We start from the raw sequence: 22198 nt of genomic DNA, 5'->3' as shown, positions 1-22198 counted from the left end.
GGCGTCAGAACCGGTGCCGGATGGCCCAGAGATCCGGAAAATAGGACTTGAAGAGCGTCCCCTTGAGGAACTCGACCCCGGAGGTCCCCCCGGTGCCGATCTTGTTCCCGATGGTGCGCTCGGTGAGCTTCACGTGGCGATAGCGCCATTCCTGCTGCCCCTCGTCGAAGTCGGTCATCAGCTCGATCAGGATGGCGACCTCGGGCTGCGTGGTGTAGAGGCGATAGATCTCGTCCTGGACCCTGGCGTCGGGGACGGAGGGGAGCGCCACGTCCCGGTCGCGCAGCTCCGCCGGGATCGAGGCGCCGCGCTTCTCCAGGAAGTCGTAGAAGTGATCGAGGACCGTGCGCTCCGCGAGACGCCGCTCGAGCGCCGCGCGCTCCGGGGAGCCGGGGCGCTGGGAACCCAGGATCTCCGGGCGCTTCATCCCGAGCACGAACTCGATCTCGCGGTATTGCGCCGACTGGAAGCCGGAGGCGGTCTCCAGGCGATCGCGGAATCCCGAGAACGACAGCGGGGTCATGGTCTCCAGGATGTCGAGCTGGCCGACCAGCGTCTTCATCACCGTCCGGATCCTCTTGAACCCGGCGATCGCCTCGAACAGATGGTTCGCGGAGAAGTCGGCTTTGATCTTCTCCAGCTCGTGCAGCAGGAGCTTGAACCACAGCTCGTAGACCTGGTGGATGACGATGAACAGCATCTCGTCGTGCTCTTCCGGCCGGGAGCGCGGCTCCTGCAGCCGGAGCAGCTCGGGAAGCTTGAGGTAGGAGGCGTAGCTCAGATCCATTGGAAACCTCCGAGGACAAGGAGCGCGAAGGCGAGGACCAGGCCGAGCGCCCAGGCCAGGGCGATCCATTGGCGGCGGGCGCGCCGGACCGCCTGCGCGTAGGGAGTCCGACTGAACGTGACCATCGTGTAGAGCGGAACGAACCAGGCGGGAAAGAGGCGGTGCAGTCCTTTTTCGAGGCGCTTCTCGAACTGGAACAGGCGGGAGGCGGTCTTGTCCCGCATCTCCACGAAGTTGGCCAGCGACAGGTCGGCCAGGGCGTCGGTGTGCTCCTTGCGAAGACGCTGGAACTCCTCGAACGCCCGATCCCACCGCGGCGCGTGGCGCGCCAGGCATTCGTCCAGGACGACGCAATCCTCGAACGCGGCGTTCGCTCCCTGGCCGTAGAAGGGGACCACGGCGTGGCAGGCGTCGCCCAGCAGCACCATCCGGCCACCGTGGTGCCACGGCGAGCAGCGGATCGTCACGAGCGTGCTGGTCGGGTTCTCGACGTAGTCCTCCGCGAGTGTGGGCATGCGCGGGACGGCGTCCGGAAACCGTTCTTCGAAGAAGCGGAGGATTTCCGAGCGGGTCGTGAGGGCGGCGAAGCTGTTCTCTCCTCGAAGAGGCCAGAAGCAAGTGCAGGTGAAGGAGCCGTCGACGTTCGGCAGGGCGATCATCATGTAGCCGCCCCGGGGCCAGATGTGCAAGGCGTTCTTCTCCATGGCGAATCCGCCGCCTGGCGTCGCCGGCATCGACAGCTCCTTGTAGCCGTGCTCCAGAAAATCCTGGCGGTAGTTGAATCCCTCGATCCGCTGCATCTGGAGCCGGACCGCCGAGAAGGCCCCGTCGGCGCCCACCAGCAGGTCTCCCTCCGAGCGGCAGGTCTCGCTGCTCTCCACGTCGGCGAAGAAGGCGGTTCCGGCGCCCAGATCGACGCCGGTGCAGCGCTTCCCGAAATGAATCCGGACGTTGGCATGGCTCTCGGCGGCGTCGAGGAGCAGGACGTTCAGCCCGCCGCGCGATACGGAGCGGATCACGTCGTCCTCCCGGATGCCGTAGGGCTGCAGGCGGGTCTCGCCCTGGGGCGAATGGACCATCCGGCCGCGCAGGGGCACCGAAGCCTTCAGGACCCCGGCGGCCAGACCCGCTCTTTCCAGCGCGTGCAGGCCACGCGTGGAGATCGCGAGATTGATGGACCGCCCCTCCGCTCCCTTTTCCTTGCGGGGATCTCCCCGGCGCTCGAAAATTTCCACCTCGTGGCCCGCCCGCGCGAGGTAGATCGCCATCAGCGCCCCGCCGAGCCCTCCCCCCACGATGCTGAATCTCGCCGAGGACGCCGCCATCCCGATCTTCCTCAAGCCTCGGGAGCGGAGGGGCCGACGATCCCGGCCAGAATCCGGCTGAAGCGCAGGACCTCTTCGAACCGGTTGTAGAGGGGGACGGGAGCCACGCGGATCAGGTCGGGCTCGCGGAAGTCGGCGACGATGCCGCGCTCGGCGAGCGCCTGGTGCACCGCGCGGGCCCGGCTCGCGAAGCGCAGCGAGAGCTGGCACCCGCGCGCGGCGGGATCGCGCGGCGTGATCAGCTCGCAGGCCCCTCCCAGGGAAGCGAGCGAGGCCTCGAGGCAGGAGGTCAGGGAGACCGACTTGGCCCGCAGCGCGTCCATGCCGGCCTCCTCGAAAATCTCCAGCGAGGCTTTCAGCGGAGCCAGCGCCAGGACGGGAGGATTGCTGAGCTGCCAGCCGTCCGCTCCCGGACGGGGGACGAAGTCGGGCCGCATCTCGAAACGCGTCGCCGGATCGTTCCCCCACCATCCCCCCAGCCGGGGCAGCGAGAGATCGCCCGCGTGCGCGGCGTGGACGAAGCAGCCGCCGGCGGCGCCGGGGCCTCCGTTGAGATACTTGTAGGAGCACCAGACGGCGAAATCGATTCCCCAATCGTGCAGTTGCAGCGGGACGTTGCCGATGGCATGCGCCAGATCGACCCCCAGGGTGAGGCGGAGGCGCTTCGCCGCCGCGGCGATCCGCCCGAGATCGAAGGCCTGACCCGTCGCGTAGTTAACGCCCCCCAGGAGAACCAAGGCGATCCTCCCTTGCTCCCGCTCCAGCAGCGCCTCGAAATCCTCGGTGCTCGGGCAGGGCCGTCCGCCCGCCGGCCGGACGATCAGGATCTCCTCGTCGGGATCGATGCCGCGGCTCCGAAGATGCGTCTGGACGGCGTAGGCGTCCGAGGGAAAAGCGCGATCCTCCATGACCACGGCGGCGCGCCCGGGGCGAGGACGGTAGAAGGTGGCCATCATCAGATGCAGGTTCACCGTCAGCGAGTTCATGGCGACCACTTCCGAAGGCAACGCCCCCGCCAGCCGCGCCAGCGGAGCCGCCAGGGACTCGTGATAGCGGTACCAGGGATCCTCCTCCTTGAAGTGCGCGGCGCCCCCCATCCGGGCCCATGCTTCCATCTCCCTCGCCACCCTCTCCGGTGCCGATCGAGGCTGCAGGCCGAGGGAGTTGCCGCTGAAATAGATGAGCGGCTCGCCGCCGGGGCCCGGCGGCACGTGGAAGCGCGCCCGGAAGGAGGCGAGGGGATCTCGGGCGTCGAGATCCTTGGCGTGCGCCTCGGAGAAAAGAGGCTGGGTTGAGGCGTCCCCGCGAGGGCTGGGCATGGGCGAAGTCTCCGTCAGGAGAAAAATCGATCGTGATTCAGGCCGAGGAACTCGAGCGCCGTGCCCCGAAAGAGGCGATCGATCATCCCGGGAGTGATTCCTTCCACCGCCTCGATCGTCGTGCCGGGCACCGGCTCCCCCAGCGGGAAGGGATAGTCGCTCCCGAGCGCCACCTTGTCGCATCCCGCGAGATCCAGGATGACCTTCAGCGCGACGGGGTCGTGAACCAGCGAATCGAGATAGAACCGGCCGAGATAGGCGCGCGGAGGAACGGGGTTGTCCACGGCGCAGAGATCGGGACGGGCGGCGAAGCCTCGCTCGATCCGGCCCAGCGTTCCGGGGAAAGCTCCGCCCCCGTGCGCGAACGCGATCCGCAGCTTCGGCAGGCGCTCCAGGACGCCGCCGAAGATCATCGAGCAGATGGCGAGCGAAACCTCCGCCGGCATCCCGACCAGCCAGGGAAGCCAGTAGCGAGGCATCCGCTCCTTCCCCATCATGTCCCAGGGGTGGACGAAGATCGCAGCGCCGAGCTCCTCCGCCCGGCGGAAGAACGGAAACAGCTCGGGCTGATCCAGATTCCAGTCGTTGACGTGGCTGCCGATCTCCACCCCGCACAGCCCCAGGTCGCGCACGCACCGCTCCATCTCCTCGGCGGCGAGATCGGGCGACTGCAGCGGGACGGTGCCGAGGCCGGCAAAGCGGCGCGGGTGTGCGGCCACGACCGAGGCGATGTGATCGTTCAACAAGCGGCTGACGTCCCGGGCGTCCTCCGCCTTGGCCCAGTAGGAGAACATCACCGGCACGGTGGAAAGGACCTGCACCGCCACCCCGTGGGCGTCGCAATCGGCGAGGCGCTCGGCGGGATCCCAGGCGTTCCGGCCGATCTCCCGGAAGCAGCGATCGCCGATCATCATCCGGGCACGGCCCGCATCCAGCCGCTCCAGGCGCGCGAAGCCCGAATAGCCGTAGCGGGCCGCGAAGTCCGGAAGACTCGCCGGCAGGATGTGGGTGTGAAGATCGATCTTCGGCGGAAGTTCCTTCACCGGGTCCGGTCCGTTCCGGCCGTCAGGCCGGGGCCGGCGGCATCATGATCGTCCCGCACTTGCGGCAGGTCCGGAGCTTCTCGTCGGCCCAGAAGCTCTCGATGACCGGCTTGAGCTGCGTCCCGAGGTCCACCAGCTGGAAGGAGGAGTCGTAGAGGATCTCGCCGCATTCCTCGCAATACCATCGCAGCGAGTCCTTCTCTCCTTCGGCACGATGGCGCTCGATGACCATGCCGACGGTGTTCGCGCCGCGCTGGGGCGAGTGGGGGACGTAAGGGGGCAGAAGAAAGATGTCGCCCTGATGGATCACGATGTCCTTGGGCGCGCCGTCTTCAATGATCCGGAGCGTCATGTCGCCTTCGATCTGGTAGAAGAATTCCTCGCCGGGGTCGACGTGGTAGTCCTTGCGGCGGTTCGGGCCGCCGACGATCATCACCTGGATCTCGGAATCCCGCCAAACCATCTTGTTTCCGACCGGCGGCTTGAGCAGATGGCGGTTCTCCTCGATCCAAGCCTTCAGGTTGTAGGGGGCGAGAGGGGGCATGGCGATTCCTCCATGGGGCCGAAAGCACCGGCTTGCTGCGAGTTTCCGCTGATTCCTACCATGACTGGCCCTCCGGGATCAACCCATCGCCCGAACGTCGCGCCGGGCGCGCCCGGGCGGGTCACCGGCCGCCGCGCAGCGCGTAGAGCCCCTTCTCCGCTTCTTCGATCCATTCCGGCGCGTCGGGATCCCCCGCGGCCCTCCCGGCCAGCTCCGCCGCCTTCGCGTATTCCTCCCGGGCGCCTTTCGCGTCCCCTGCCTTGGACAGGGCTTCCGCCAGGACGAGATGATTCGGAGGATATCCGGGCCGGAGGGCGGCGGCCCGGTGGGCCCGGTCCAGGCCCCGCTCCGGATCGCCCGGTCCGGAGGGCCAGGCAGGGGCCCGGAGGTAGAGGAGCGCCAGGGCGCGATCGGGTCCGGCTTCCTCCAGGCCCGGATCCTTGCCGGCGGCGGCAAGGAACGCTTGCTCGATCCGCGGGAGGGCGTCGAGCGCCGTGCTCCGCTTCTCGCGGGCCTGCACTCCCAGCGCCGCGCCGAGCCAGTAGTGACACGCGGCGCTCTCGGGGGAGAGCTCGAGGCACCATTGCGCCGAGCGCACGGCGGCCGTGGCGGCGTTCTCGCGCCCCGCCGGGTCGGGCTCGTGGCCGGCCAGCCATATCTGCGACCGCGCGGAGCCCTCCAGCGCCTCGAGCCGGGAAGCGCCGCTGCGTGCGGCGGCGAGGAAGAGAGCTGCCGCCTCGCGGACGCTCTCGAGATTGCGGCGGGCGTCGAGGGCGCGGGCGCGCTCCAGGAGACTTCGCGTCTCCTCCGGCGACGGTGAGGGCCCGCCGGCTCCCGGCAGGGTCCCGGGCGGCTTCAGGGCGCTCGCGCAATCGCACAGGAGGACGGCGCACCCCAGGAGAAGCGGGACCGCGAAGGCTCTCCATCCGGAGATCAAGGCTTCGCCGCCGCCTTCTTCTTGTTCTTGTCCGGCAGGTCGAGGCGCCCCGGCATCAACTCGCGCTTCACGGGAGCAAAGCGCGACAGCCGGAGCGACTTGAGGACCTCCGAGCCCTCGCGGCTCTCGCCCAGGCGCGCCAGCCCCTTGACGAGCGCGTCGGCTGGCGCCGGGGACGGATGCTTTCCGACGGTGCACAGGATTGCCGGAGGCAGTGGAGCGGAGCGGGCGGCGATCACCAGATCGTCCCGGAAGGGGAGCGTGGCCAGCGAGGCGGTTCCAGCCGTGTCGAGGAGAACGGCCACCGGCTCGCCGACGGCGGCGCGGCGCAGGGCGGAAAGCACGCGCGAGGTGAACGTGATCCGCGCCTGGCCCGGCAGCGTCCCCCATCCCTTGAACAGGACGGCGCGCACGAACTCGGGGGCGAACCCCGGCGCGCCGGTCACCTCCCAACCCGCCAGGGCGGCGGGCGAATCGAGGCGTCCCTTGTGCGCGACGAGGCTCCAGACTTCCGGCTGGCCCGTCTCGGAGACGGCCTCGAGCCGCGGCTCGAGCTTCAGCTCCTCCCCGAAGCGCGCCAGGAAAGCGGGCGGAACGAGCGCGAACGCGGCGTCGGGCTGGGAGAGTCGCTCGAAGCCTCCCTCGGCGGTCTCGTGATAGACCGCCTCGAGGGATCCCTCCTGCAGGCCGGAGATCCGGGAAGCGGCCCGGGCGAAAGCGTCCATCGTCGGCTGGGCGTCGCCGGTGGTGCCGGGGGAGCCCGGCGAGCAGACGACCAGGACCCGGGCGGAAGGGGAGGCGGCCGCGCCGGCCGCGAGGAGTCCGGCGAGGAGGGCGAGCGGGACGATAGCTCGCGACTTCGGGATCCGCCGCGGCGGGCGGCGCCGGCTGGTCATGCGGCCTCCGCGGGCGGCACGGTGCCGCCGTCAGGCTTTGCGGATGTACTCGAAATCAACCGGTTTTCCGTTGATCCCCGCGGCGGGCGGCGCGATCCAATGAGCCATCTTGCCGCGCTCCAGCACCGGCTGCATCAGGTTGCGGACGTGGGTGCGGTCGCTTTCGGTCGGCAGCCATTCGAACCGGCGGGCATTAAACTCCACGTCGGTGATCGGCTTGCCCTCCGGATCGAAGTCGTGTCCGGCGTAGATCCCCATCTTGCGGTTGAAGCGGCGGCTGGGCAGCCGCAGGGTGAAATCGATCCCCGCTTCCCGGATGATCCGGTTCCAGCGATCCACGCCGCGCTGGTTGTCCTCCACGTAAGCGTCCCGGACCACCTCGTTCATGGCATTGCGCATCGGCACGAGCTTGTGGCCCAGCGCGCCCTCCTCCAGGATCTCCAGATCGTAATGGCCCGACAGAGCGACGTGGTCGTCGTAACGCTCCTCCTTGGCCCGGCCCTTGAGGCCCGAGGCGAAATAGTCGGCCGCGTTCGAGGAGATCTCGCCGCCGAAGAGGTCGAGGCTCGCCGAATACCAGAAGTTGATGTACTTCTGGAGCATCGGCAGATCGATCCCCCCCTGCGCCCGCGCGTCCTCGTTCGGATCCTGCTTCATCAGCTCGCAGGCGCGGCGGACCACCCGGCCGATCCCCGTCTCCCCGACGAACATGTGATGGGCCTCTTCGGTGAGCATGAAGCGCGTCGTGCGGGACAGCGGATCGAAGCCGCTTTCGGCCAGGGCGAGGAGCTGGTACTTGCCGTCGCGGTCGGTGAACATGGTGAACATGAAAAAGGAGAGCCAGTCGTCGATCGGCTCGTTGAAGGTGGTGAGGATCCGCGGCTTGTCGAAGTCGCCGGAGCGTCGCTCCAGGAGCTCCTCGGCCTCCTCGCGCCCGTCCCGCCCGAAATGGGCGTGCAGGAGGTACACCATGGCCCACAGGTGCCGGCCCTCCTCCACGTTGACCTGGAAGAGGTTCCGGCAATCGTACATGCTCGGCGCGGAGCTGCTGAGCCGGCGCTGCTGCTCGACGCTGGCCGGCTCCGTGTCGCCCTGGGTCACGATGATGCGACGCAGCGAGTTCCGGAACTCCCCCGGCACTTCCTGCCACACCGGATTTCCGAGAAAATCGCCGAAGGGGATCCGCCGATCCTTTCCCGGGAGCGCCAGGAAGATGCCCCAGCGGTAGTCGGGCATCTTGACGTATTCGAAATGGGCCCATCCCTCCGATCCGACCGACACCGCCGTGCGGAGGTAGATGTCGTCGGCCTGGAACCCGGCGGGACCGGCCTCCTGCCACCACTTCATATAGTTGGGCTGCCACTTCTCCAGGGCGCGGAGGAGCTTGCGATCTTCGTGAAGGTTGACGTTGTTGGGGATTTTCTCGTGCAGGTGCATCACGTCCTCCTGGGATCGAAGCTGGGCCGCCCGGGCTTGCCGTAGAGCGTGAGCGCCCCCTTCTCGCCGACGGCGTTCGGGCGCTGGAAGATCCAGTTCTGCCACGCCGAGAGCCGGCTGAATATCTTGCTGTCGCAGTTGTCGAGCCCGGGGAATCGAAGGTTCGCCTCCATCCCGGTCAAGGCGTCGGCGGAAAGGCTGCCGCGCTCCTCCACCGCCAGCCGCACTTCCTCTTCGTAGTCGATGTCGTCCGCCACGACGGTGACGAGTCCGGCTTGCAGCGCCTCCTCGGGAGCGTAGCTCCGCGACTCCCGCAGGAGGGGGCCGAGGCGCTCCGGCTCTCCGAGGAACCGCGTCTGCAGGCGCGACGGGCCGTGGGACATCGGGAAGGCGCCGCCGTTCACCGGTGTCAGGGCCACGGCGCCGGGACGCTTCGGATCGTCGAGCATATAGGAGCGATCGGCGGCGAGGGCGAGCTCGAACAGGGAGCCGGCGAAGCACGACCCCGGCTCGATCAGCGCGAAGAACGATCGGGCCGTCAGGTCGAGACGCCGGAGGGTCCGGGCCATCAGGAGGAGGACTTCGCCGACGAACCAGTCCTCCTTCAGGCGGAACATGATCTCGTCTTGCGCGATCATCCGCTGCAAGTCTCCCTCGGTCTTGAGGAGAACCAGGCCGAGCGCCGGCTCGTTCACCCGGAGGTGGCACAGGGCGTCGTCCAGCTGCCGGAAGGCCGCCAGCGGCCACCAGGCCGACCCGAGCGCCCGCAGGGAGCGCGCGTCGGAGGGGAGATCCCCGGCGGGGCCGCGGACGGTGAGCGTCGCCCGCCTCCCCTCGCGGTCCAGCTCGAGAAGGAGGTGCTCGTAGGCGATTCGATCCTCGCCGATTTCGCGCGCCAGGGGATGGAGCGGGATCCCCTCCGAGGCGCGGGCGGGAGAGGACTTGGCGAGCTCCTGGGCGCGCTTCGCGATGAACTCGTCGAACCGGCTGCGCGGGACGACCTCGTCCACCAGGCGCCATTCCTTCGCCCTCTTCCCTTTCACCCCCTCGGCCACCGTGCAGAAAAGATCGGCGAGATCCCGGCGCACCTTCCTCTTGTCGACGAGCCGCGTCAGGCCGCCGGTTCCCGGCAGAACGCCCAGGAGCGGCGTCTCCGGGAGGCTGACGGCGGAGTTGCCGTCGTCCACCAGGACGATCTCGTCGCACGCCAGGGCCAGCTCGTAGCCCCCCCCGGCGCAGGTCCCGTTCAGCGCCGCGAGATAGCGCTGCCCGCTGTGCCGCGAGGCATCCTCCATCGCCAGCCGGGTCTCGTTCGTGAGCTTGCAGAAGTTGACCTTGAACCCGTGGTCGGACGAGGCGAGCATGTGGATGTTCGCCCCGGCACAGAAGATCTTCTCCCGATCGCTGCTCACGACGACGCAGCGCACCTCGGGATGCTCGAAGCGCAGCCGCTGGATCGCGTCGGCGAGCTCGATGTCGACCCCCAGATCGTAGGAGTTGAGCTTCAGCTCGTAGCCCGGGCGGAGCGCTTCCTTCTCCTGGACGGCCATGATCAGCCGGGCGACGGGGCCCTCGAAGGAGAGCTTCCAATGCCGGTAGCGCGACGGGTCGGTTTCGAACGAGACAGGAGTTTGGTCGGACACTTCGTGGCCCACGCGGCTCTCCTTCGTGAGGATTCCCGAATACTCTAGCAGATTTTCAGCCGGGTCCCCCGAAGCGGGCGCCTTCCGGGGAGCTGAAATGCTGATGACTCATCGATAGGCCGGCGCGGCCCTGAAAAAATGCCGGGGCAGCATGGCTGGCGCGCCCGGGAAAGTCTTCCCCGGCCTCTTTTTCTGGGGGCCCGTTGATTTCTGTTGACTGCCAAGTGGTTCCGTCGTAGATAGTAGCCGCTTCCCGATGCCCACTGCCCTTTAGGGGGGGCAGAACCATAGTTCTGGGGTGAGGTGGGGTTTGTCGATCGACTGCTCCTGTCGGAGCCAGGAAGATTTCCTTTCCTTCCGCGCGCGCCTGGCGCCAGTCGACCTCCTAAGCTTCCCCTCCCTCGATTCCCCGTCCGCTCTCACAACGTCCGTCGCTCCGCGTCTGACCCACGTATTGTCCTCCCGTTTTCAACCCAACCCTTTTCACAGGAGGCATTGATGTTGCGTCGTCTCGCTAGGAAATCCAGCGCCTGGAGATTTCTTGGGGTCGCGGCCGTCGCAGCGATGGCGCTCGTCGGAACGGGTCCTGCCAGCGGCGCCGCAGGGAATTCCTACAAGAGCGTTCCCCCCGAGACTCTGGTCGGAGGGATCACAGCCGAGCAGTACGCCGCCCAGATGTCGACTCTTCACGGCTGGCTGATGAAGGAAATGCCCGCCGGTGTCCTGGATCGCGCCGTGCTGGTGAGTCTGACTCCTCAGGAGCGCAGCGAGCTCCAGCGGCGGCAGGAAGAGAAGAACGGGCCGGCCGTCGTCGGCCGGACCAAGCCGATCTTGGAAAACGTCCGCTTCTCCAGCGTCGACGCGGCGCTTCTTTCCGCCACCCCCAGGCAAGTCGGCCGCGGCCTGCTCCAGGCGACCTCGGACGGCGGGTTCGTCTGGGCGATGGCCATCGAGTCGGCGGGAGCGGGGGCCGTGCGGGCGCACCTCGAGCACGTCAACCTTCCCCCGAATGCCGACCTCTATTTCTTCAACGCCGAGGGCCAGGCTTTCGGTCCCTACTCCGACCGAGGTCCGAAAGGTGACGGAGAGTTCTGGACCAACAGCGTCTTCGGGTCCAAAGGGGTGGTCCTCCTGCGTCACGAGGGGCCGAACGGCGCCGCCGATCTCAAGGGGATCTCCTTCAGCATCTCCGAAGTCGGGCACGTCGGACCGAAGTTCACAGAAGGATTGGTCGCCGCCACCGAGTCGTTCTGCAGCTTCAACGTTTCCTGCATCGAGAACGCCTCCTGCCACAACGGCACTCCGGCCGAACCCGCCAAGAGCGCCGTGGCCCTCATGCAGTGGATCCAGGGCGCGTTCATCTACACCTGCACCGGCGGACTGATCGCCGACTCCGACTCGGGCTCCCAGATTCCCTACTTCCTGACAGCGAACCATTGCCTGAGCTCCAACTCGGTCGCCGGGAACCTCGAGGAATACTTCCAGTTCAGCATCGCCTGCGGCAGCACGAACTGTCCGAGCCAGACCAACCCCGGCGGGATCCAGCGGCTGGGCGCGACCGTCAAGGCCACCGGCAGTGCGGGCGACTTCACGCTGTTGCAGTTGAACCAGACTCCTCCCGCGGGTTCCGTGTTCCTGGGGTGGAACAGCACTCCGGTGGCGAATACCAACAACGCGTCGCTCTACCGCATCAGCCATCCGGCATGGGCGCCTCAGGCCTATTCGGACGGCCACGTGGACACCTCCGCTCCCACCTGCACCGGCTGGCCCCGCGGCGAGAGGATCTACAGCCGGACGACGACGGCCGGGACGGAAGGCGGCAGCAGCGGCTCGCCGGTGGTGAACGGCTCCGGCCAGATCGTCGGCCAGCTCTCCGGAGCGTGCGGCACGAACGTCAACAACGCCTGCGACAACGTGAACAACGCCACGGTCGACGGCGCGTTCGCCTTCTACTTCTCGTCGGTCCAGCCCTTCCTCGGGACGTCGTGCACGCCGACGACCGAGGTCTGCAACGACGGAATCGACAACGACTGCGACGGCGCGACCGACTGCGCCGACTCGAACTGCTCCGGCGCCCCGAATTGCTCGGGCGGCTGCAGCCCCGCTGGCGCCTCCTGCACCAGCAACTCGCAGTGCTGCTCGAACCGGTGCAAGGGCCCGAACGGCGGGAAGACCTGCAAGTAAGCACTGTATGATCACTCCGGGATTGCCCGGGGAAAAGGGGCGGGAGCGAACGGCTCCCGCCCCTTTTTTTGCTCCCGGGCCGGCGGCCCGCACCGCCGTCCTGACGGTCTTGGCCCTGACGGCGTTCGCGGCGAACTCCGTCCTCTGCCGGCTGGCGTTGCGCGGCTCCGCGATCGACGCCGGGAGCTTCACGGCGCTGCGCCTCGCTTCGGGAGCGGCGGCGCTCGGCCTCCTGACCGCGCTGCGAGGCCATCACGGCCCCGGCGGATCCTGGAACGAGGCCCTCCTCCTCTTTCTCTACGCCGCGGCGTTCTCCTTCGCCTATCTGAGGCTGAGCGCCGGGACGGGAGCCCTCGTCCTCTTCGCCTCCGTCCAGATCACGATGATCGCCGCGGGTCATCGTCTGGGAGAGCGCCCCGGCCGGTTCGAATGGGCGGGCCTGGCGCTCGCCTTCGGGGGCCTCGTCGGTCTCCTCCTTCCCGGATGGACGGCGCCCTCCTGGGCCGGACTCGGTCTGATGGGCGCCGCGGGAATCGCGTGGGGGGGCTATTCGCTGAGGGGCCGCGGGCAAAAGGAGGTCCTGATCGCCACCCGCGGCAATTTCACCCGCGCCGTGGTTCCGGCGCTTGGCGTGGGACTCCTCGTCTGGCCGTCGTCGCGGTGGTCGGTCCGGGGCGCCCTGCTCGCCGTCGTCTCCGGCGCGCTCACCTCCGGCCTGGGCTACGTCCTCTGGTACGCCGCGCTGCAGGGGCTCACGGCGACGCGGGCCGCCATCGTCCAGCTGGCGGTCCCGGTGCTCGTGGCGATGGCGGGGGTCCTGTTTCTCTCCGAGGGGATCACCCTGCGTCTCGCGCTCTCCTCGGGCCTCATCCTCGCGGGGATCGGCTTGGCCATCCTGGGACGAAGAGGAGCCTGATCGAGCCGCGAGGAAAAGGGTCTTTTCAGCATGGGACCGCACGTCGAAAACGGGATGAAAAGGCCTCAGCCCGCCGATCGTCGCCGGCGTGCGACCGGGGCAACGATCGGGACGTCCGAGAGGATGAGCGGCTCCAGGATCTCGCTCTTCACGGGGGGGGAGAAGAGGTGTCCCTGGCCGAGGGGGCAATCGATGTCTTGCAGATTCTCGAGCTGCTCCTTGGTTTCGATCCCCTCGGCGACGGTCTGAAGGCCCAGCGCCTCGCTCAGGCGGAGAATCGCCTCGATGATGTGCCGCGCTTCCTTCCTTTGCCCCAGCTGGGTCACGAACGTGCGGTCGATCTTCAGCGAGTCGACCGGGAGCTTGTGAAGCATCGCCAGCGAGGAATGGCCCGTTCCGAAGTCGTCGATGGAGACCTTGAATCCTCGCTTTCTGAGGCGCGCCATCGCGCGGGCCACGACCTTGGGGTGCTGCATGAAGAGGCTCTCGGTGATCTCGAGATGGATACTCCGGAAATCGAGTCTCGTGTCCGCCGCCGCGGCGATCGCTTCCGCTTCGAGCTCGGGGCCGTAGAGCTGGCGGAGCGACAGGTTGATGCTCATCTCCAGATCCCGCGCCTGGGGCGACATTTCCGTCCAACGCCGGAGCTGGCGGCAGGCTTCCCGAAGGATCCAGCGTCCCAATTGCAGGATCAGGCCCGTCTCCTCCGCGATGGGGATGAACTTCTCCGGATGGATCAAGCCCCGCTCCGGATGATTCCATCGCGCCAGGGCCTCCACCCCCACGAGCCGGCCGCTGCGCAGGTCCACGATCGGCTGATAGGCGAGATAGAGCTGGTTCCGCTCCAGGGCCCGGTACAAATCGGTCTCGAGCCGAAGCTGCTCCCGGACGATGGTCAGCATCTTCTGGTCGAAGACCTCACAACGTCCGCGTCCGCCGGCTTTCGCGCGATACATCGCGGTGTCCGCATCCCGCAGCAGGTCCTCCGCGTGTTCGTATCCCGCGGGACCGATCACGATCCCGGTGCTGAGGGTGACGAAGTGCTCCCGGCCCTCGACGAGGATCGGCTCGATGAAAGCGGATTCGATGTGCTTCACGGCTTCCGTGGCGTCGCGCAGGGAATCGATTTCCTCGATCAGCACGGTGAATTCGTCTCCCCCCATCCGGGCCAGGGTCCAGCTCGATCGCTTGCGCCCGAGACCTCGGGCGCCCGGCTTCGCTTTCCGCTGTCCCAATTCCGTCAGGCACTCGGCGAGGCGCTGCGCGATCTCCCTAAGGACGCTGTCGCCCAGGTAGTGGCCCAAGGAGTCGTTGATGTTCTTGAAACGGTCCACGTCCAGGAAGATGATCGCCAGGCTGTCCTGTCTCCGCTTCTTCGCCCGCTCAAACGCGTGCCGCAGGCGATCCAGGAGAAGAGCGCGATTCGGGAGACCCGTCATGGGGTCGTGAAGCGCGAGGTGCATCAGCTGCTCTTCGAGCTTCTTGCGCTCGTCGATGTCGGTCTGCGAGCCGGCCATCCGGAGCGGCGTGCCCGACTTCCCGTCGCGCACCGCCATTCCGCGAGCGAGCATCCACCGGTAGGAGCCGTCCGCGTGACGCATGCGATATTCGGCGGTCAACGTGGCGGTGCCTCCCGCCAGATAGCCTTGGATGCGGGCTCGGACGTTGTCCACGTCTTCCGGATGCAGCCGGCCGAGCCACTCCTCCGGGTCGGCTCCCACTTCCTGGTCCTTCAGGCCGAGACGGAGCTTCCAGCGGGGCGAATAGTAGACCTCTCCCGTGACGAGATCCCAGTCCCACAGGCCGTCGTTCGCGCCGCGCGCCGCGAGCGCATAGCGCTCCTCGCTCCGCCGGAGATCTTCGGTTCGCGCGGAGACCAGCTCCTCGAGATGGTTGGAGTAGAACCGCAGCCTGTCATGGAGCCGCCCGACGATCCCGCCGGCGATCCCGAGGAGGAGGGCGAATCCGTCGGTGAAGTAGTGGACCGGGGTGACCTCGTGCAATCCCTCGACGATGGCGAGACCGAAATTCCGCGGCAGGGAATGGTAAAGGGCGTAGAAATCCACCAGATAGCCGCCGAGTGTCAGGCTCAACCCGAATAGGAAGCCGCACGCCGCGTACAGCGCGGTCCGGGACCCAAGCGCCGGGCGGGCGTGCGACAGAGTCCCGGCGGCCCCGGCAACCATCTGATGGCCGAGTTTCTCGAGGTGACGCCTCCAGGGCGGGAGGCGATCAGGCTGCATCCGCGCCGTCCTTGTCCCGCCCGGCGCCGTTGAATTCGGAGGAAGGCTTCCGGAGCAGCGGCTTACCCATGCCTCGCCGCCGGTGTCTCGCGATCATCCACGTGAGGGCGAGGGCGGCGGCCACGAGGAATCCGGCGACGGGCCCGGCCGGGAAGGAAGCCGAGAGCCATTTTCGTCCCGCGGGGGCTTCGATCGCCGCCGCGAGGCGGTCGAGGCGCTCCGTCTGATCGTCGATCAATCCCGCGTCGGCAAGGACGCGGTTGAAGAGCCGGTAGCGCTCGAGATTCTTCCGGCGATCGACCGATTCCTGGCGATTCCGGGGGGCCTGGGAGCGCGTCCTTTCGATCTCCCGATCGAGGAGTTCGCCGAAAAACGGCGCGATGCCTCCGGAATCCGCGCTCGCCGGGCTCGAAGCGGGCACGCCGCCGTCCAACAGGAGACCGAGGAGGGCGCCCTCATAGGTTTTCAGCTTGTCGCGGAGGCCCTTCATCTCTACGCCGACGCGGTCCCGCTCGACGGCGGAGGCGATCACCCCCTTCTTGATCTGATCGAGCCGATCGTGCATCGTCTGCAGCCGTCGATCCTGGGGGCGTCGCTCGATCTCCTTTTCCACCGCTTGGCGCATTCGGCGGAGAATCTCGGCGTCAAGGAGTTGCTGGCTGCGCCCGTAGCTTTCCGTTCTGGCCAGGAGAGCCCGATCGTCGGCGGCGGGAAGAGCGCTCCCTATCAGGGCGGCGCGCTCGGCGCGCAGTTGGTCGATCGTCGAGGCGGCCCAGTCGCCGTAGGCGCGCGCCGGATCGAGGCCGTCGCTGATCGGGGGAGGGATCTCAGCCTCCAAGGCGCGCCGGGTGAACTTGTCGAGCTCCGCCGCCGCGCGGCGGAGATGGCCGAGCCGGGCCGCCAGCGGCGGAAGGAGCTCCTCGGCGAAAACGCGGTCGGGGTCCCATTCCGGATGGCGGGTGATCAGGTCGCGCAGCTTCGCGGCGTTCCTCGCCGCGCCCTCCAGGTCCCCTCGTTGCAGGTCCTGACGGACCCTCTGATAGATCGGATTCGGATCGGGCGCTCCCGCGCCAGCGCCCGCCGAGAGGACGCTCCCCAAGATCCAAGCCGTGACGCCGCCGGCGACGGCCCCCCTAATGGCAATGGTCATCAGCTTGCCCGAGGGAGGTAATGTAGACGGTGGGTCCATTCTCGCGGTCGATCCGGAGGCACGACAATCCCGCCGAGCCGTAACGCGACAGGCGCACGCCTCGTGCCGGAACCCCAGCGCGATCGCCGAGCGAGGCGGCCGGACGGAAGGACGCCTCTCCCGTGCCGGGCTTCGGAGTAATCTCCCAGACCGCCTTGAAGCCTTCGGCGACCACGTAAAAGCGCCCGTAATGCACCAAGAGTTGCACGCTGATCTTCTTTTTCCCGACTCTCGGCCACATCTTCTCGGCTTCCAGGATTTGCCGGAGTCCGATGCGGCCGGTGAGCGGCTCATAGGCGGAGAGCGCCGCAAAGCCGTCGCGATCGACGTCAAGGTGAATGCGAAGCGTATGCTGCTCGAAGGGGAGGGACGGCGACTGGACAACAGGGTGCGCGCAGCTCGACACGACTGCCATCAAGGGAAGAAGCAGCCCGGCGCGAAATCGCGAGCCTCGCCGCCGCGCCGTCCCGACCGGTCGCCCGCCGGCCGGGGTGAGGTTCGCTCGGACGGGATTGCGGGAGTGATGGGCCGCCGGGCGCGAGAAGATGCTCATCCAGGTCATCCTTCAGAGCCGACACGGAATGGCGCGTCTTCAGAAACATAGATTCCGTGGAGTTCTTGTCAACCCGGTCCGGGGAATACAGAAACGTAATCGGCGCGTGGGAAGGGCGCCGGACCTGCCTTTTAGAAGGCTAGTTAACACCGAGGTCGCCGAGGCGCCCGGATCGCAAGGCGCGACAGAGCGTCGCGTACCCAAGGCGGTACGCAAGCGAGGCGCAACGCGGCGAGCCGGGATGGATCGGGGGCCGAATGTAACATGATTTTTGAGACGCGACACTAGGGGGAGACGGGTTGCGGCTCGGCGAAAGGAGGTTCCGGCGGGGGCTCGGCCGTTTCCCCGGCCGCGTGCCGGCGGGCGACGAGGACGTAGATGGAGGGGACGATGAACAGGGTGAAGAAGGTCCCGATGATCATTCCGGAGACCAGCATGATGCCGATGCTGTTGCGGGCGCCGGCGCCGGGTCCCTTCGCGAAGACCAGCGGCAGGTGGCCGACGACGGTCGCGGCGGTGGTCATCAGGATCGGGCGAAGCCGCGTTCCGGCCGCCTCGATGACGGCGCGCAGCTTGTCCAGCCCGGTCTCCTGCAGATGGTTGGCGAACTGGACGATCAGGATGCCGTTCTTGGAGACCAGCCCGACGAGTGTGATTAGACCGACCTGGCTGTAGATGTTCAGCGTGGTGAAGCCGAGAAACGAGAACAGCAGCGCGCCGGAGAGGGCCAGGGGGACCGAGCCGGCGAGGATGATGAAGGGATCCCGGAAGCTCTCGAATTGCGCGGCGAGGACGAGGTAGATGAGAATCGCCGAGAGGATGAACGTCCCGAGGAACTTGCTGCCCTCGGTCCGGAGCTGCCGCGATTCTCCCGCGTAGTCGACCGTGAAATCCTGCGGCAGGAGATGCCGCGATTCCTCCTCGAGGAACCCGAGCGCCTGATCGAGGGAGGTGCCGGGGGGAATCACCCCCTGGACCCGCACCGCGTTGAGCTGTTGGAAGCGCTTCAGCTCGCGCGGCTCGACCGTCGTCTTCAGCGTGGCGAAGGTGGAAAGCGGAACCAGCCGTCCGTCGGGCCCCGACACGTAGACGCTCTGGAGCTGATCGGGGTTGAGGCGCTCGGCGCGCTTCACCTGGGGGATGACTTTGTAGCTGCGCCCTTGGCTGCTGAACCGGTTGACGAAGTTCCCACCCAGCATCGCCGAGAGATCGCCCCCCGCGTCGCTCAGATTCACGTTCAGGGAGCGGACCAGATCGCGATCCAGGACCACCTCGGCCTGGGGCTGATCGAACTTCACGTCGGTGTCGGCGAACATGAACAAGCCGCTCGCGAAGGCTTTCTGGACGAGCTGATCCGCGAACTCGGCCACCTGGGCCGGCTCCGCCGTGGAGGCGACGGCGAAATCGACCGGGAATCCCCCGCCGCCCGGGAGCGGGGGAGGCGTCAGCGGAATGAACCGCACTCCCGGGATCTTGGCGAGCGCGGCGGAGGCCTCCAGCCGAAGCTGCTCAGAGGTTTTCGTCCGCTCGCTCCAGGGTTTCGTGACCATGCCGCCGAAACCGCCGGTCGGCGACATGATCTGGAACGTGCCGGCCGATTCCGGGAAAGACTGAAAGACCTGGTTCATCTTGGAGGCGAAGAGCCTCGTCTGATCCAGCGTCGAGTTGGCCGAGGACTGCACGATCGCGAAGACGACTCCCTGGTCTTCGCCCGGGGCGAGCTCCTTCTGGGAGAAGAGATAGAACGGCGCCATTAGCAGGACGATGAGGACCCAAAGGACCAGGACCACCGGTCTCGATTCCAGCGTTCCCGCCAGGATGCGCGCATAGAGGCGCCGAAACGCTTCGAACCGGCGGTTGATGAAGCCGGCGAAGCCCCGCTCCGTGTCGCCCGCCTTGAGCAGCCTCGACCCCATCATGGGGGAGAGGGTCAGCGCCACGATCCCGGACACGATGACCGCCCCGGCCAACGTGAAGGCGAACTCCCGGAACAGCGCCCCGGTCAGTCCTCCCTGGATACCGATCGGGGCGTAGACCGCGGCGAGGGTGATCGTCATGGCGATGATCGGACCGACCAGCTCGCGGGCCGCCTGGAGCGCGGCCTGGAGCGGGGGCCGGCCGAGGTGGAGGTGCCTCTCGACGTTCTCCACCATCACGATCGCGTCGTCGACCACCAGCCCGACCGACAGGACGATGGCGAGCAGCGTCAGGAGGTTGATCGTGAATCCCGCGATCAGCATGAGGAAGATCGCGCCGATCAACGAGATGGGAATGGCGACCACCGGGATGAGCACCGCGCGGAACGATCCGAGGAACAGGAAGATGACGATGATGACGATGAGCAGCGTCTCGGAGAGGGTCTTCAGGACCTCGTCGATGGCATGCTCGATGTACAGCGTCGAGTCATAGGGGACTCCGAGCTTGATTCCCGCGGGGAGCTGCGCCCGAATCCCGGGCAGCGCCCCGCGGACCGCTCGGATCACGTCGAGCGAATTGGCCGAGGGGAGAACCCAGATTCCCATGAAAGTCGCGGTCTGGCCGTCGAAACGGACGTCCTCATCGTAGTTTTCCGCGCCGAGGACGACATCCGCGATCTCGCCGAGCCGTACCAGCGCGCCGTTCTGCTCCTTGACCACCAGCTGCCGAAATTCCTCGGGAGTCTCCAGATCGGTGTTGGCGACGAGGTTGACCGACACCATCGACCCCTTGGTCCTTCCGAGGGCCGAGAGATAGTTGTTCTTCGCGAGCGCGTCCCGCACGTCGGAGGGGGAGATTCCGAGCGCCGCCATGCGCTCCGGCTTGAGCCAGATCCGCATGGCGAAGGTCCGGCCGCCCAGGATGTCCGCCCGCTGCACGCCGCTGATGGCGCTGAGCTTCGGCTGCACGACCCGCGTGAGGTAATCGGTGATCTGATTCTGGTCCAGCTTCGCGGAGGAGAAGCCGATGTACATCCCCGCGAACTCCGTGTCCGCGGTCTGGACCTCGATGACCGGGGCCTGCGCCTCCGGCGGGAGATCGTTGCGGACCTGCGCCACCTTCGTCTGGATCTGGGTGAGGGCGGCGTTCGTGTCGTAGTTCAGCTTCAAGTGGACGGTGATGCTGCTGATTCCCTGCGCGCTCGACGATTCGATGTAGTCGATGCCGTCGGCGCTCGCGATCACCCGCTCGAGCGGCGTGGTGATGAAGCCGCGGACGAGATCGGCGTTCGCCCCCACGTACGCCGTGGAAACCTGGATCACCGCGATGTCGCTGCGGGGGTATTGACGGACGGTGAGGGTGCGGATCGACTGCAGGCCGGCGATCAGGATGACGAGGTTGACGACGACGGCCAGGACGGGCCGCCGGATGAACAGATCGGTGATCGACATCAGCTGTCCTCGGGCTTGGGAGCGGGGTTGTTGGCGGGCCGGACCTCGTTGTTCACGAGGACCGCGGCGCCGTTCCGCAGCTTGAAGACCCCCGACGTGACCACTTCCTCCCCGGGCTTGACGCCGGAAAGCACCACGATCTGATCGCCGCGGCCGCCGCCGAGCTTGACGAACTCCTGGCGGACCCCGCGGTAGGACTCTCCCTTGGGACCCTTCATGTCCTGCACGATGAAGACCGAATTCCCGTAAGGCGCGTAGCGGACCGCCGAGGCGGGAAGCGCGACGACCGATTCGCGCTCCGGCAGGACCACTTCGACCCGCACGAACATCCCCGGCTGCAGCCGCGCTTCGGGATTGGGAAGGCTCGCCTGGACGTGGATGTTCCGGGTGGCCGGGTCGATGACCGAGTCCACGGCCGTGATCTTGCCCGTCGTGTCTCCCGGCTGGCCTTCGACGGCGACGCGCACTTCCCGGCCGGCGCGCGCCTGGCCGATGCTCTCCTGCGGCACCGAGAAGTCGACGTGGATCGGGTCGATGGCCTGGAGGGGAACGACCGGGTCGCCGCCTTTCAAGTACTGTCCGAGGTTCACCTGGCGGATTCCGAGGATTCCTGTGAACGGCGCGCGGATTACTTTCCGATCGATCAGCGCCCGAATCTCCCCGACCCGCGCCTCCGCCTGCTTCGTTTCGGCCGTAATGCGATCGTAGTCGGCCTGCGACGTGATCCCCTGCTCCCTCAACCCGCGCGCCCGATCGAGATTGAGAAGATCGAGGTCGCGCTGCGCCTCGGCCGCCGTGAGCTGCGCCTTTTCCTGCCGGGCGTCGAGCCTCACGAGCGCTGCGCCGCGCTTGACCGCCCTTCCCGATTCGAAGGTGATCGCCTCGACGATCCCCGGAAGGTCGGCGCTGACGGTGACCCCCTGGACCGCCGCCGCCGTCCCGATCGCGGTCAGCGTCAGTTCCCAGGGCTGCTCGCGGGCGACCAGGGTCGTGACCGCCTCGGGAGGAGGCTGGAACCCTGCCCCCGAGCTGGCGGCCTGAATCTGCCGGAACTTGAACAAGCCGACCGTCGCGATGAAGCCGGCCATCACGAGCAGCATGACTGCCATTCGTCTCGCCATTTCAGGACCTCGAGTAATGGCCCATTCTACAACGCCCCACGCCGCGCCGCGCGGGGCGATACAGCTTTTTACGTCCGGGCGGGGCCATAGACCGCGGAGCGCACCCCTCCATGGCGGGGGGTCCGGCTCGGCGGTTCAGATGCCCTTTCCCGCGAGATCGATTCGATGATCCGGTGGAAATCGGCTTCAGCCGTGATAGAACAGCCGCCGGCGGTTTCGGGTCAGATACCAGACGATCACGACGTTCACCACGAGGAGGAACGAGACGATCCAGGAGGATCGGCGCACCAGCTCGTGGATCTCAAGCGGTATGAAGAAGGCCGTCTCGCCGATCGCCAGCCAGCCGGCCCACGAGGCGCGGAACATCAGGCCGGCGCTTTCCACGAAGAGGAGAAGGGCGTAAAGCAGGGTCCCCGAGGCGATCCAGCTAAGGTGCGAGGGAGTGATCGTCTCGAACCGGTCGCCGAGCGCGGCGAAGAACTTGTGCTCGGGGTCGAGCTTCACCCAGCGCAGGAACCTCTCGAACTCCGCGCCGAGATCGTCGCCCATCAGGCTGTAGACCCCCAGGGCGATCCCGAACAGCAGCAGGCTCTTGAGGAGCTTGACCGCGATGATCGTATACAGCCCCGCGGCGGGTTTGTCTCTGCGGCTCTTGGTTGGGGGGATCTTTCTTTTTCTGGTCGGCATTCTGCC

At 67.3% G+C, this 22198-nt stretch carries 17 protein-coding genes; 2 read left to right on the top strand and 15 right to left on the bottom strand.

From position 1 onward, the window contains the following. Positions 1-4: 4 nt before the first annotated feature. From VGR67_09320 to boxC, 9 genes are all read right to left on the bottom strand, one after another. On the bottom strand, positions 5-787 hold the full coding sequence (locus tag VGR67_09320; GenBank protein HEV8336603.1) for a tryptophan 2,3-dioxygenase family protein: 783 nt from the start codon (positions 785-787) through the stop codon (positions 5-7). Then, positions 778-2112, bottom strand: coding sequence for an NAD(P)/FAD-dependent oxidoreductase (locus tag VGR67_09315; protein ID HEV8336602.1), 1335 nt, complete (start codon positions 2110-2112; stop codon positions 778-780). Before VGR67_09315 ends, VGR67_09320 begins: the two co-directional genes overlap by 10 nt. A gap of 11 nt (positions 2113-2123) precedes the next feature. Further along, positions 2124-3431 carry a kynureninase gene (kynU, locus tag VGR67_09310; protein ID HEV8336601.1) on the bottom strand — a complete coding sequence of 436 codons (1308 nt, stop codon included), beginning with the start codon at positions 3429-3431 and terminating at the stop codon, positions 2124-2126. A gap of 14 nt (positions 3432-3445) precedes the next feature. After that, the gene (locus tag VGR67_09305) at positions 3446-4474 is read right to left on the bottom strand and encodes an amidohydrolase family protein (GenBank protein HEV8336600.1); all 1029 of its coding nucleotides are present in this window, start codon (positions 4472-4474) and stop codon (positions 3446-3448) included. A 22-nt stretch (positions 4475-4496) separates the two neighbouring features. Continuing rightward, positions 4497-5018, bottom strand: coding sequence for a 3-hydroxyanthranilate 3,4-dioxygenase (locus VGR67_09300; protein HEV8336599.1), 522 nt, complete (start codon positions 5016-5018; stop codon positions 4497-4499). A 121-nt stretch (positions 5019-5139) separates the two neighbouring features. Continuing rightward, complete coding sequence (locus tag VGR67_09295; protein HEV8336598.1) at positions 5140-5955, bottom strand: hypothetical protein; 816 nt, start codon at positions 5953-5955, stop codon at positions 5140-5142. Continuing rightward, positions 5952-6851, bottom strand: coding sequence for a hypothetical protein (locus VGR67_09290; GenBank protein HEV8336597.1), 900 nt, complete (start codon positions 6849-6851; stop codon positions 5952-5954). The genes VGR67_09295 and VGR67_09290 overlap by 4 nt, the downstream gene beginning before the upstream one ends. Before the next feature lie 30 nt (positions 6852-6881). After that, entirely contained in the window at positions 6882-8288 is a 1407-nt protein-coding gene (gene boxB, locus VGR67_09285) for a benzoyl-CoA 2,3-epoxidase subunit BoxB (GenBank protein HEV8336596.1), read from the bottom strand. Beyond that, complete coding sequence (boxC, locus tag VGR67_09280; protein ID HEV8336595.1) at positions 8288-9943, bottom strand: 2,3-epoxybenzoyl-CoA dihydrolase; 1656 nt, start codon at positions 9941-9943, stop codon at positions 8288-8290. Before boxC ends, boxB begins: the two co-directional genes overlap by 1 nt. Before the next feature lie 486 nt (positions 9944-10429). Here boxC and VGR67_09275 point away from each other — a divergent pair, with 486 nt between their 5' ends. Further along, entirely contained in the window at positions 10430-12115 is a 1686-nt protein-coding gene (locus VGR67_09275; protein HEV8336594.1) for a trypsin-like peptidase domain-containing protein, read from the top strand. Positions 12116-12122: 7 nt separating this feature from the next. After that, complete coding sequence (locus tag VGR67_09270) at positions 12123-13031, top strand: DMT family transporter (GenBank protein HEV8336593.1); 909 nt, start codon at positions 12123-12125, stop codon at positions 13029-13031. 65 nt (positions 13032-13096) lie between these two features. Here the strand turns inward: VGR67_09270 and VGR67_09265 are convergent, their stop codons facing one another. The 6 genes from VGR67_09265 to VGR67_09240 all read right to left on the bottom strand — a co-directional run bounded on the left by VGR67_09265 (position 13097) and on the right by VGR67_09240 (position 22192). Continuing rightward, on the bottom strand, positions 13097-15274 hold the full coding sequence (locus tag VGR67_09265; protein ID HEV8336592.1) for an EAL domain-containing protein: 2178 nt from the start codon (positions 15272-15274) through the stop codon (positions 13097-13099). Further along, the gene (locus VGR67_09260) at positions 15264-16424 is read right to left on the bottom strand and encodes a hypothetical protein (GenBank protein HEV8336591.1); all 1161 of its coding nucleotides are present in this window, start codon (positions 16422-16424) and stop codon (positions 15264-15266) included. Before VGR67_09260 ends, VGR67_09265 begins: the two co-directional genes overlap by 11 nt. Next, entirely contained in the window at positions 16408-17016 is a 609-nt protein-coding gene (locus tag VGR67_09255) for a hypothetical protein (GenBank protein ID HEV8336590.1), read from the bottom strand. The genes VGR67_09260 and VGR67_09255 overlap by 17 nt, the downstream gene beginning before the upstream one ends. Before the next feature lie 284 nt (positions 17017-17300). Next, positions 17301-20384: an efflux RND transporter permease subunit gene (locus VGR67_09250; GenBank protein ID HEV8336589.1), complete on the bottom strand. Its 3084-nt coding sequence runs from the start codon at positions 20382-20384 to the stop codon at positions 17301-17303. Beyond that, on the bottom strand, positions 20384-21493 hold the full coding sequence (locus tag VGR67_09245) for an efflux RND transporter periplasmic adaptor subunit (GenBank protein HEV8336588.1): 1110 nt from the start codon (positions 21491-21493) through the stop codon (positions 20384-20386). Before VGR67_09245 ends, VGR67_09250 begins: the two co-directional genes overlap by 1 nt. Positions 21494-21691: 198 nt before the next feature. Further along, positions 21692-22192 (bottom strand): DUF2127 domain-containing protein, encoded by a 501-nt coding sequence (locus tag VGR67_09240; protein ID HEV8336587.1) that lies wholly within the window; start codon positions 22190-22192, stop codon positions 21692-21694. Positions 22193-22198: the final 6 nt, after the last annotated feature.

The sequence above is a fragment of the Candidatus Polarisedimenticolia bacterium genome, from assembly GCA_036004685.1.
Lineage (GTDB): Bacteria > Acidobacteriota > Polarisedimenticolia > Gp22-AA2 > AA152 > DASYRE01.
This window is presented reverse-complemented; position numbering and strand designations above follow the sequence as displayed.

Excerpts from the sequence above, each read along its gene's own strand:
- VGR67_09320 (HEV8336603.1), bottom strand. The coding sequence starts at position 787 with ATGGATCTGAGCTACGCCTCCTACCTCAAGCTTCCCGAGCTGCTCCGG.
- VGR67_09315 (HEV8336602.1), bottom strand. The coding sequence starts at position 2,112 with ATGGCGGCGTCCTCGGCGAGATTCAGCATCGTGGGGGGAGGGCTCGGC.
- kynU (HEV8336601.1), bottom strand. The coding sequence starts at position 3,431 with ATGCCCAGCCCTCGCGGGGACGCCTCAACCCAGCCTCTTTTCTCCGAG.
- VGR67_09300 (HEV8336599.1), bottom strand. The coding sequence starts at position 5,018 with ATGCCCCCTCTCGCCCCCTACAACCTGAAGGCTTGGATCGAGGAGAAC.
- VGR67_09290 (HEV8336597.1), bottom strand. The coding sequence starts at position 6,851 with ATGACCAGCCGGCGCCGCCCGCCGCGGCGGATCCCGAAGTCGCGAGCT.
- boxB (HEV8336596.1), bottom strand. The coding sequence starts at position 8,288 with ATGCACCTGCACGAGAAAATCCCCAACAACGTCAACCTTCACGAAGAT.
- VGR67_09275 (HEV8336594.1), top strand. The coding sequence starts at position 10,430 with ATGTTGCGTCGTCTCGCTAGGAAATCCAGCGCCTGGAGATTTCTTGGG.
- VGR67_09270 (HEV8336593.1), top strand. The coding sequence starts at position 12,123 with ATGATCACTCCGGGATTGCCCGGGGAAAAGGGGCGGGAGCGAACGGCT.
- VGR67_09265 (HEV8336592.1), bottom strand. The coding sequence starts at position 15,274 with ATGCAGCCTGATCGCCTCCCGCCCTGGAGGCGTCACCTCGAGAAACTC.
- VGR67_09260 (HEV8336591.1), bottom strand. The coding sequence starts at position 16,424 with ATGACCATTGCCATTAGGGGGGCCGTCGCCGGCGGCGTCACGGCTTGG.
- VGR67_09255 (HEV8336590.1), bottom strand. The coding sequence starts at position 17,016 with ATGAGCATCTTCTCGCGCCCGGCGGCCCATCACTCCCGCAATCCCGTC.
- VGR67_09250 (HEV8336589.1), bottom strand. The coding sequence starts at position 20,384 with ATGTCGATCACCGATCTGTTCATCCGGCGGCCCGTCCTGGCCGTCGTC.
- VGR67_09245 (HEV8336588.1), bottom strand. The coding sequence starts at position 21,493 with ATGGCAGTCATGCTGCTCGTGATGGCCGGCTTCATCGCGACGGTCGGC.
- VGR67_09240 (HEV8336587.1), bottom strand. The coding sequence starts at position 22,192 with ATGCCGACCAGAAAAAGAAAGATCCCCCCAACCAAGAGCCGCAGAGAC.